Origin of the sequence: Pediococcus damnosus (genome assembly GCF_001611155.1) — a bacterium.
GTDB lineage: Bacteria > Bacillota > Bacilli > Lactobacillales > Lactobacillaceae > Pediococcus > Pediococcus damnosus.
Genome location: NZ_CP012294.1, coordinates 1,324,103 through 1,335,824, shown reverse-complemented (window position 1 = coordinate 1,335,824; position 11,722 = coordinate 1,324,103). Strand labels below are relative to the sequence as shown.

The window sequence follows — 11,722 nt, the reverse complement described above, 5'->3', positions numbered from 1 at the left end:
ATGAATATCTTACAATGAGAACAATCATTAAAAAAAGAAGCTATCATATGACAACTTTTACACTTATTTTGGCCGCTTTGATCGGTTTCGAACATTTAACAATTATGTTATTGGAAATGTTTGCCGGACCCCACACTCAATCTCAGGCCTTTGATATGCCGTTTGACTTTGTTAAACAACCTAATACCCGCATTGCCTTGGCAAATCAAGGCATTTATAACGGAGCCCTCGGATTACTAATCATTAGTACATTATTCTTCTTTAGTGGCACTACTTTACTGACGATAATGCGCCTCTTAATGCTTTTCGTGATGATCGTTGGTGCTTATGGTGGGTTAACGGTTACCAAAAAAATCTTTGGCCTTCAGTTATTACCAGCCACAATTGTTTTCATTTTACTATTTTTATAATTTTTTTCATGGCCCAAATCAAAGAAGCGTACTCACTGTGAGATTTCCATCTCTCTTTAAGTACGCTTTTGTTTTATTTTAGACAAAAAAAGAATCCAAGATCTTCTCATTTCTTGGATTCCCTATGAGGAAGTACCCCAACCAATTACTTGTATTTGCTTTGAAATAACCTTACACCTTCATAACTATCTATTTTGCTTCGTAAAACCTCACAGATTACGCTTCAAACACCAAATCTCCTAGTCTTACTAATTATCTTTATCGATCTGCGCTCTAGCCCACTCGATTTACTCATTTTTATATCTACTGTTGCGATTCAAGTAGTCTCCTACTGATTCCACACTTGTTCGAGCTTCAGCGAGCTTTCCGATCGTTTAAACAGTTTATCTTATCGATGTTGAAATTTCTCCAACAAAATTCTTGTTCCTGTCGCTAACTGTCTATCTTCGTTACAATCTCAGACTTTATCTTTACATCGCGTCTGTAGATGATGTTTTTAAATATTCGTTTACTAGATTGGCCCAAATTTAACCAGCTAGCATCAAACTGAGAAGAACTTTCTGGTTGGGGAGTTATCCCCTTCCTCAACTCTTATAATAGCACGGTGTGCAATCGGTTACAATTAAATTGCTCACCCTATTTTCCTATTTGTTTTCGCCACTGATCTTCAGTAATGGCATACAACACATCATCCACCGTTCGTCCTTTTAGTTGTGTATTATTGTGCAACACACCTTCCTTTTGCATACCAATCTTCTGCATGACACGTCCAGACTTTGGATTTTCTGAACAATGTAGCGCCTCAATTCGTTTCAGTCCTAGCTCTGCAAATCCAAGTCGTAAAACACGAGTTGCAGCTTCCGGTGCATACCCGTTTCCCCAATTCTCACGTCCAATTGCATAGCCAATTTCCGCTTTTAAATCTGGTGCATCCAAACGAAAATCGATTGTGCCAATTAATTTGTGATTAGCTTTTAGTTTGATCCCCCACTTACCCTGAGGAGATTTGACAAAATAGTTCAAGATTTCCGTTTTTGCTTCCGTCAAATTTTTGTAATAGTCAAATGACAAATACTTCACAGTTTCTGGATCCTTTGCGTAAGCATACATATCTTCCGCATCGTCCACGGTTACCGGACGCAAAACAGTCTTTTTGTTTCTAAACGATTATTCAATAAAAGTTTTTCTTCAATTGTCATTACTAAATCTCCCCGCTAAATTGTAAATACTATACCGTTTGAAAGATTAAAAGTCAATTTGATTTGTTTTCTTACATGTATCAGTCTGCAATATTAGGTTGTTTTTCATTAGAATTAGGTTAAACTAATCCTATAGCATTTTTTATGAAAGAGGTCATTATATGTATATCAACCGAATTAAAAACCTACAAACAAAATTAACCAGTTTAAAAATAGATGGTTTATTGATTGAAAATGAATTCAATCTTCTCTATTTAACTGGTTTTGATGGCCAACAAGGTGATGGCCGTTTAGTCGTCACCCCATCTGGTGCCACCCTCATTACTGATGCACGTTATGAAGAGGATCTCAACGAACGTTTAGAAAATGGCATCCAGCTTGTTATCACGCGGGATTACATGAAAGTTATTACCAAGTTAGTGCACACGCAATCTATCAAAACATTGGGATTCGAAGACACAATCATTTATTCAGATTTCGCCAAACTTGAACAGTTACCCAATTTAAAACTACAAGCCACTGATGGCGTTGTAAATCACTTGAGAGCAGTTAAAGGCCCTGAAGAAATTACTGCCAATACGAAAGCAATTGAACTTTCTGACCAAGGATTTAACTATTTATTAACCCAAATCAAACCCGGATTAACCGAAATTCAAGTTTCTAACATTTTAGATAACTGGATGAAAGCTCATGGGTCAACCGGTGCTTCGTTTGAGACCATTGTTGCTAGTGGCGTCCGTGCAGCCATGCCTCATGGAGCGGCCACAACAAAAGTAATCAATTCTGGCGAAATGATCACCATCGATTTTGGTTACTACGTAAATGGATATACTTCTGATATTACTCGGACAATTGCTTTAGGTGACCCAGATCCTAAACTAAAAGAAATTTACAATATTGTCAAAGTTGCCCAACAAAAAGTAATGGACGCGGTTAAACCAGGAGTTTCTGGTAAAACTTTGGATAAAATTGGCCGTGATTTTATTACTTCTAAAGGCTATGGTAAAGAATTTAATCATGGAATGGGCCATGGCATTGGTTTAGATATTCACGAATATCCTGAAAGTTATGGTGCTATGCCAGCATTCAAAGTTTCACAAAACGAGATTTTAACTGTGGAACCGGGAATCTATGTAAAAGATCTTGGTGGTATTCGGATTGAAGATGATGTTCTAGTTACCGCTTCAGGTTGCCAACGACTTTCTCAAATCACACAAGATTTAATTATTTTATAGTAAAAATGACTGTTTGCTTTGGATTTCAAAATCCATTTCAAACAGTCATTTTATTTTATAGTTTAATGTTTCGCAGTTCGAAGACGGCTTTGCAACCAAGGAACCATCCGACCATAAATAATTCCAGTCGCAAGTCCAACAACTGCCCCCTTAATCAGATTAAATGGTAAAACACCATACAGCACCATTTTAAGGGTTGATAAGTTAATTTGGAAACTTACTAATTTAAAATAAAGCGGCAATAAAACAAACAAATTAGCTAGGCTCATAAACACTGCCATTGATATGGTTCCTACAATAATTCCGCGGATCACATATTTAATTTGTTTACGAATTCCTTCTGTTACATGCTTACGAACCGCATAATAGATTGGCAATGCAAAGCACATTGTGGCTAAGAAATTCGCAATAATACCAATAATGCCAACCATGCTACTGTCTTTTGTAACAATGTCCAGTAGTCCTGCCACGGCCGTTGTGGCAATTCCTGCTCCTGGCCCATACATTAGCATGATGATTAGGATCGGTACATTCGCGAAATCAATTTTCAGGAAACTAAACCCTGGTAAAATTGGAAACCCAAACAACAATAAAATATATGAAATTGCAGCCATCATTGCAATGACCACCAAACGTGTAACATTTTTGCTACCCATGTGAGACATCCTCCTTGAATGACTCATCTCAGGTGACTTATTCGTATTCAAAAAAAAATGGTTCCTTATGCTGAAACAGAGCATAAAGAACCAATTGAATTTAAAGTACACAAATAACCCAATCTTCTTTATCTAGACTTTAACTATCGGTATCGGCATTTCACCGATTCAACCATCACAATGATGGGTCGTGGACTGTATAACCACCGGTCGGGAATTTCACCCTGCCCCTGAAGACGAACCTTATTTAATTTTCAAAAATAATATTACACTACTTATCTAGAAATAACCAGTAATCATTCTTATCGTATGTGTCAAGTTTTCCTAGGTGCCTTATAATCAACCAAATATTTATACACAATAATTAGTTTGAAAATATTTTTGCCATTGCTCCGATAGGGCTACTTGTTGGGGCATCAACTGGTATTTTACCTGAAAGAACTCCAATATGCTTAGAATGGTGCTTGTTGCTCAGCTGAGCTGAACTCAACGTCTTCAATGATTCCGTAGCGATCTCAATCGTTAGCTCTTGTAACTTTCTTAAACCACCACGTAAGTATTTATCTAGCTTACCGTTTACCCGAGCTTCAATTAATTTCAACATAGCCTCAAGGCCCTTTTCGGACCATACTTTGCCTTGCTTTTTCATTCGATACGTGTACGCTCTGTGTGAGCTTTCAACGGATCCCAATTTGCCGACCCTCATGAAGCCACGATCGTGTGGAGACTTTATAAACTGCCAATTTCTTGCCAAATATTGTCTTAGGACCCTTAGGCTCTCAAGTTCCTTATCAGTTTTAATTTGCGACTCAAATGTATCTAAAATAACGTTTAACTGATTCTGATCATACAGGCTAACGCTCTTAACGGCCTTATCAACCAATGGATTAAATAAACCAAAGGTTTGTTTAATCTTTTTGACAAAGTGATACCGATCGATAGTAAATTCAACTCTTTGAGCACTCGGAACTATTTCTCGCATACTTTTCGGGTTATACCCTGGGCCACCATCACTTGCTGTAAACACGGTCATTTCACTGATTTTATAATACTTCTCAATGTAGTCAGTTACTCGTTTTTGAACCTTTTTTTGATTGATACCAACAAACTCAACTTTGTTTGATCTTGTTCCATCTAATCCTGATTCAAAAACAATGTAATGGTGGACGTCTTGTCTTCGTCGATTAATTTTGTGTATCTCAAAGGCATCGCCTTCAACCACTAAGTTTTCAACTTTTCGTTTCTTAACTAGTTTCTCTTCGGACGATTTTTCTTCTGTCTTCACGGTATCTGCCATGTCTCTGATAATTCGGTCTACTGACCAGGCACTAATATCCGTCTGACTTGCCAGATTGATCATTGCGGCCGTATTTCTCATCGTTGTCGTTTGCCCAATTTTGGCAACGACACTTTTAAAATAAGGTGAAATTCTTTTTCTTTCTTCCAACTGAAGTTGTTCATCCAACGGGAAGTAATAACTTCCATTGGGTCGAAGATAACATCTTCTTTCAAAATTCACGGCGCCAAACATAAACTCAATTGTTCTGGCCTGTCGATTAATGAATGTATTTTCTGCCGGAATTGATGGAACGAGTGTTTCATCTAATTGCCTCAGATATTCAGCTACAACCAGCTGGAATGACTTCCTAAGATGAAGAATTACCTGCTCCTCTAAATCAAATAAACTGTCTAAATTTCCCAATGATTCAATAAAATCTGCTAAAATATACATGAAAGACCTGTATCCCTTCCTTTAATCTTCGTCGATTAAAAGGCTACAGGTCTTTTTCTATATATTCAACTCAAAATGAATATTCCTAGAATTTTATTGACCATCTAGGAAAACCTTACACTAACTTCTTATCAGTCCAAAAATTAAAATAACTTCCGAGTATGACATCAAAAACTCAAGTACGCTACTTTCAAATTTTATAAAATTATAAAACCCGATTAGTGCAAGATTTTTTGAGTGAAATTCATATTACTTCGATTTTTATAATAAAACTTAGTCTGACCTGACAATATGTCGAGATTCTTCACATATTTCCTAAATGGCACATGAGTCGTCAATGTTTTATTAGTGTTAAGCCAAGCCTCATTACTTGTTCTTATTGAATTCGCGTTATGGTTGATTCCCATAATTAATAATAAATTTGTAGATACTAACCCAACTAAAATAAAACTAATAAAATTAAGTTTTGAAAGATTAAAATTTGTATTTCTAAATGTCACATGAAAAGCATAATTGGCAATCAATATTGCAACTAACGCCATAAAAATATAATTTCCAAAATACTCCCTTACACGCAAAGGACTTGCAACAATCAAATAAGGACCGGCTGTAATTCCTCCGGAAATTTGAAAAAATATGGCCAAACCTTTTAAATTTTTAGGTAACAAATACAATATCAATATGAGCACAAGAATCCAGAAAGAAGTCATTACAAAAGTATCCAAATATGCAATAGTCTTATTCAAGTTATTAACTATAAACAAAAAACTAACAGTCTTATAATCAATATATTTATTAATACCGACAAAGTAAACCAAATATCCAATAAGTATTGTCACAATTATTTTTCTAAAACGAATATTTTTATTTGAAAGTAAAATCATAATAAATAGAATGGCAATTAATACGTTTAACAAAAAGTTAAATGTCAAAAAATAAAAATGTGTTTGAAAAACATAATTATGCATAATTTGTAATATACTATGTGAGGTTTGCCTATAACTAGAATTACTAATCATATGATAGGACGGATTGATCACCATTAATATAGTTCCAATAATTGATCCGACAAAAGCAAAGTAATTATATTTACTGACTTTATCTTTCAAAACATATTTTTGAAGAATTATCATAAAAGCAACCATTAAAAACTGATAGATTGTCATACTTTCTAAAAACAATTGGCCACAAAGCATCAGAATCAACAAAAATACATCAAGTCCATAATTATCTTTAAGTCCTTGTTTATTAATCCAAATAAACGTTAAAGACGTCACCATTGGTGGCACATAATTAACAAATGCTGCATTCCACGCAATTACATCGGTAAAAATACCAGTCGGTATCAATAGAATCGCAAGTGTTGCCAAAATCAAAGAAATATTGTTTGATCCACAAATCTTATAAATCAAGTAAATTAAAAGAGTTAGAAATATACCATAAGCAAGCATACCAACAATCAAATGCCTAACTGAATAAATTTCAAGAATACTGCCCAAATATCTACCATTGCCACTTCCGCCAAATGTGGAGTTACCAACAAAAAAATGATGCAAAAGATATTGTCCCTTATCCCCTGCCCAAAAAAAGTCATCACTACATAATATTAGAAAATATCTAAAACAAACAAAAAATATAAAAATGAAGCTAAAATATATTCCTTTTGTGAATCTTTTTACCATGAAAAAGTCTCCTTAATTTCATTCATTTATTACCATTTCAGTAAGTAAACGTGAACCAATTAGCCGTCCATAAAAACGCGATTCTATTCATACACAGGGTTAATTTTAACTAGCTAACAATACACTCAACCATATTAAGAAAATTCGTCATTAGTCATTTATTGTTATTAGCACACCTGAGCACAACAGCATTAATTATATCATTATTTATAACAAATCAATTAATGGTATCGAATTTGACTTTAAATCACCAATTATTTCATCAAACCAGTTAATATTTTTTTGTTCAATTATAGTTAAGCAAAAAAATTCACCTGACCACATTTGCAAATTCACACCAAATTCATGGTACTATATTAGAAGATGCCACAAATATATTGAAGGGGCCTTATTCATGATTTTTTCAAAACTAAATCGAAAATCAGCAATTTTAACAATAGCATTGGGATTCATATTTGTACTAACTATATTCTGTTCTATTATTTATAACGCCTCTAATCTAAAACTAGCATCATGGAGTCTTAGCACATTGAAAATGATAGGTGGCTTTCAAAAAACTAGTTTGGTACTTCTCGCCTTTTTTCTTGGGGAGGCGTTAAATTTTCATCAACTTAAATGGGTTACAGTACTAAAATTTTATACTGTTCTTTTATGCTTTTCCATACCACTTACGCCATTGCTTTTCAGCATCGACGTTTCAACTATAAATGTGAACACATTTATAAATTCATTCTTCCCTTTTTTAATTAAAAATTATTGGTTTTCAACGATAATTATTTTACTAATGATTTTTCTGACAATATTCAAGTTAAAACCTTTGAAGTATGTGTCAAGTTTTCCTAGGTGCCTTATAATCAACCAAATATTTATACACAATAATTAGTTTGAAAATATTTTTGCCATTGCTCCGATAGGGCTACTTGTTGGGGCATCAACTGGTATTTTACCTGAAAGAACTCCAATATGCTTAGAATGGTGCTTGTTGCTCAGCTGAGCTGAACTCAACGTCTTCAATGATTCCGTAGCGATCTCAATCGTTAGCTCTTGTAACTTTCTTAAACCACCACGTAAGTATTTATCTAGCTTACCGTTTACCCGAGCTTCAATTAATTTCAACATAGCCTCAAGGCCCTTTTCGGACCATACTTTGCCTTGCTTTTTCATTCGATACGTGTACGCTCTGTGTGAGCTTTCAACGGATCCCAATTTGCCGACCCTCATGAAGCCACGATCGTGTGGAGACTTTATAAACTGCCAATTTCTTGCCAAATATTGTCTTAGGACCCTTAGGCTCTCAAGTTCCTTATCAGTTTTAATTTGCGACTCAAATGTATCTAAAATAACGTTTAACTGATTCTGATCATACAGGCTAACGCTCTTAACGGCCTTATCAACCAATGGATTAAATAAACCAAAGGTTTGTTTAATCTTTTTGACAAAGTGATACCGATCGATAGTAAATTCAACTCTTTGAGCACTCGGAACTATTTCTCGCATACTTTTCGGGTTATACCCTGGGCCACCATCACTTGCTGTAAACACGGTCATTTCACTGATTTTATAATACTTCTCAATGTAGTCAGTTACTCGTTTTTGAACCTTTTTTTGATTGATACCAACAAACTCAACTTTGTTTGATCTTGTTCCATCTAATCCTGATTCAAAAACAATGTAATGGTGAACGTCTTGTCTTCGTCGATTAATTTTGTGTATCTCAAAGGCATCGCCTTCAACCACTAAGTTTTCAACTTTTCGTTTCTTAACTAGTTTCTCTTCGGACGATTTTTCTTCTGTCTTCACGGTATCTGCCATGTCTCTGATAATTCGGTCTACTGACCAGGCACTAATATCCGTCTGACTTGCCAGATTGATCATTGCGGCCGTATTTCTCATCGTTGTCGTTTGCCCAATTTTGGCAACGACACTTTTAAAATAAGGTGAAATTCTTTTTCTTTCTTCCAACTGAAGTTGTTCATCCAACGGGAAGTAATAACTTCCATTGGGTCGAAGATAACATCTTCTTTCAAAATTCACGGCGCCAAACATAAACTCAATTGTTCTGGCCTGTCGATTAATGAATGTATTTTCTGCCGGAATTGATGGAACGAGTGTTTCATCTAATTGCCTCAGATATTCAGCTACAACCAGCTGGAATGACTTCCTAAGATGAAGAATTACCTGCTCCTCTAAATCAAATAAACTGTCTAAATTTCCCAATGATTCAATAAAATCTGCTAAAATATACATGAAAGACCTGTATCCCTTCCTTTAATCTTCGTCGATTAAAAGGCTACAGGTCTTTTTCTATATATTCAACTCAAAATGAATATTCCTAGAATTTTATTGACCATCTAGGAAAACCTTACACTAACCCTTTGAAAATAAAAAACCAAACTGCAAATATTCTTTTTGTCGGTATATTGGCTTTATTATTAGTTGAATCCTTATTACTTACAAATCATCCAACCGCTAATATCACACTTTTAACGGGCTATGCATTTATACTTGGTGTCTACTTGCAAAATTTCTATCAAAAGATTGCAACTCCAAAAACAATAAGGATCATAGTAACCATCTTAGAATTAGTATCCATCGCTTTGGCCATTATTTATCAATCAGAAATAACCTTGATCTTCCTTCCAGTTGTTAGTCTTCTATTCATTTCCAGCTGGTCATCGTCCCTTTTTAACTATGATAAAGGTAATGAAATTTTTTCATCGACTTCGTCAGGCATGATTTTAGGACTTGTTTTGATCTTTTCTAATCCCTTGTCCAAACAGATTTTAACACGTTACTTTTCAGAACAGAGTCCAGCTTTGCTAGCAAACATTTTAAGACACGTAAGTCTCTTTTCTTTTTTCACCATACTAATAGCCATAATATATGCCTTTGTCATTTCCAAAGGCTTATCTTTACGTTTTAGTGGCGTTAAAAACAAATTGATCACTTTACCTGTTTCTATTTTTTTAATCAGTGGTTGCTACCTTATTTTTAATTACTCTCAATTTTATGGGCAGGGGCTTAAGACATTAATTTGGCGACAGAATGGTCAATTATACCTTGGCTTGCTCAACTTTTTTCTAATAACCTTACTGTACTTAATTATCCAAATCATTTTTAATCGATTTTGGTATGCTAATACTTCGTTTGTAATGTTAATGCTAATTTGGAGTTACGCAAATTTTGCAAAAATATCAGCACGTGATGAACCAATCATCGGATCCGACCTTGGATTAATCAAATCTCTTCCAGATATCATAAAAATGGTCAACGTAAAAATAGTCTTACTTTTGCTAGTTGGTCTGATTATTTTAATAATTGGATCAGCCTTTATGCAACGACATTTTTTAAAAGGCAAAATTTATAATTTACCAACAAGAATAATTTTACTGTTTGCTTCAGGCTTTATCTTGTATGGTTTTGCACAGACCGAAAATCAATTGAATTTGATTGCCTGGAAAAACCAAAAACCTACTAACGATAATATTTTCTTTACTGCCTTAAATAACTCAGGCTTTCATGCACATCCTGAATCTTTAGAATATTCTTCAAATAAATTTGGACCTGTTGTAACATTCTTTGGAACCGTAATTATAAAAACGATGGACAAACCAAATAATTACAACAAAAAATCGATTGACAACATTACACAAAAATATCAGGCTTTAGCAACTCAGATTAATAAAACACGAGAAAATAATAGTTTGAATTCACAAACAGTCATTTATGTTTTGAGTGAAAGCTATGCAGATCCAAGAATGGTTCCCTCAGTTAAATTATCAAAAAATCCTATTCCTTATGAACAAAAAATTGAACGAACTAACACTTCTGGACTAATGTACAGCTCTGGTTATGGTGGAGGAACAGCAAATATTGAGTTTGAAGCCTTAACTGGGCTTTCAATGAATAACTTTGATCCTTCTTTAGTCACACCTTATGTATTTCTAGTTCCAAAAGTTAGTAATTTACCGGTAATCACTGACTATTTCAAAACAAAGAATGCTATTCATCCTTATACTGGCACAACATATAATCGAACAACAGTGTTTAAAAAGTTCGGTTTCCAACATTTTTACAATTTTAATGGAAATAAACTTTCATACACAAAAAAGATTGGCAAATCTCAGTACGTTTCTGATGATTCGGCATATAAACAGCTTTTAAAACAAGTTAACTCAACAAAAAAAGGCCAATTTATTCAACTTTCAACAATGCAGAACCACATGCCTTATACTCCTGGAACATATGCAAAAAATGAATATAAGGCTACTGGTAGGCTTACAAATTACAGTCTAAAAAAAGTAGAATCATATTCACAAGGCCTCAATTATACTGATCAAGCGCTTAAGAAACTCATTGGAAGAGTCTCTAAAATGAAAAAACACGTCACTATTGTTTGGTATGGTGATCATTTGCCTGGACTGTATGATGGTCCAATCGTTGCAGGAAAAAATGCCACTAAGTATGATAATCGTTTACATCAAACTAACTATTTTATTTATAGTAATTTCAAGCATCAACCACTTTCGCATACCAAAGTGGTTTCTCCCAATATGTTCACACCAATGGTTTTTCAGCAGACTAATACAAAAGTTTCACCATATATTGCATTATTAACTGAAATAAACAGATATGTGCCGGCTGCCGAAAGAAATAAATTCATGAACAGCAATGGTCAATATATTCCCAAGAATTCACTGTCAGAAAAGTCAAAGAAGTTCTTACAGGATTATAAATTGATACAGTACGATATTACGGCAGGAAAACAATATTCCTTAAAGAATAAAAATTTTATAAAATAAAAAATT

Annotated in this window: 8 protein-coding genes and 1 riboswitch; of the genes, 3 read left to right on the top strand and 5 right to left on the bottom strand. The window is 34.4% G+C overall.

Annotation, left to right across the window (positions count from 1 at the left end):
- The first annotated feature begins 47 nt into the window (after positions 1–47).
- A complete protein-coding gene (locus tag ADU73_RS06245; RefSeq protein WP_046872289.1) occupies positions 48–410 on the top strand; it encodes a DUF1304 domain-containing protein in 363 nt (120 codons plus the stop codon).
- Positions 411–1,046: 636 nt separating this feature from the next.
- Here the strand turns inward: ADU73_RS06245 and ADU73_RS06240 are convergent.
- On the bottom strand, positions 1,047–1,520 hold the full coding sequence (locus ADU73_RS06240) for a GNAT family N-acetyltransferase (protein ID WP_081036107.1): 474 nt from the start codon (positions 1,518–1,520) through the stop codon (positions 1,047–1,049).
- Between the two features lie 250 nt (positions 1,521–1,770).
- Here ADU73_RS06240 and ADU73_RS06235 point away from each other — a divergent pair, with 250 nt between their 5' ends.
- A complete protein-coding gene (locus ADU73_RS06235; RefSeq protein WP_046872078.1) occupies positions 1,771–2,844 on the top strand; it encodes an aminopeptidase P family protein in 1,074 nt (357 codons plus the stop codon).
- Between the two features lie 62 nt (positions 2,845–2,906).
- On the opposite strand, the gene ADU73_RS06230 is transcribed toward ADU73_RS06235, so the two are convergent.
- The 4 genes from ADU73_RS06230 to ADU73_RS06210 form a co-directional block, all read right to left on the bottom strand.
- On the bottom strand, positions 2,907–3,500 hold the full coding sequence (locus ADU73_RS06230) for an ECF transporter S component (RefSeq protein WP_046872079.1): 594 nt from the start codon (positions 3,498–3,500) through the stop codon (positions 2,907–2,909).
- 117 nt (positions 3,501–3,617) lie between these two features.
- Positions 3,618–3,742: riboswitch (FMN riboswitch) on the bottom strand.
- Between the two features lie 122 nt (positions 3,743–3,864).
- On the bottom strand, positions 3,865–5,232 hold the full coding sequence (locus ADU73_RS06225; protein WP_046872291.1) for an ISLre2 family transposase: 1,368 nt from the start codon (positions 5,230–5,232) through the stop codon (positions 3,865–3,867).
- Positions 5,233–5,450: 218 nt separating this feature from the next.
- The gene (locus ADU73_RS06220) at positions 5,451–6,914 is read right to left on the bottom strand and encodes a DUF6056 family protein (RefSeq protein ID WP_145930488.1); all 1,464 of its coding nucleotides are present in this window, start codon (positions 6,912–6,914) and stop codon (positions 5,451–5,453) included.
- 879 nt (positions 6,915–7,793) lie between these two features.
- Complete coding sequence (locus ADU73_RS06210; RefSeq protein ID WP_046872291.1) at positions 7,794–9,161, bottom strand: ISLre2 family transposase; 1,368 nt, start codon at positions 9,159–9,161, stop codon at positions 7,794–7,796.
- A gap of 128 nt (positions 9,162–9,289) precedes the next feature.
- On the opposite strand from ADU73_RS06210, the gene ADU73_RS06205 reads away from it, so the two are divergent.
- Positions 9,290–11,716, top strand: coding sequence for an LTA synthase family protein (locus ADU73_RS06205; RefSeq protein ID WP_057772737.1), 2,427 nt, complete (start codon positions 9,290–9,292; stop codon positions 11,714–11,716).
- The last annotated feature ends 6 nt before the right edge of the window (positions 11,717–11,722 follow it).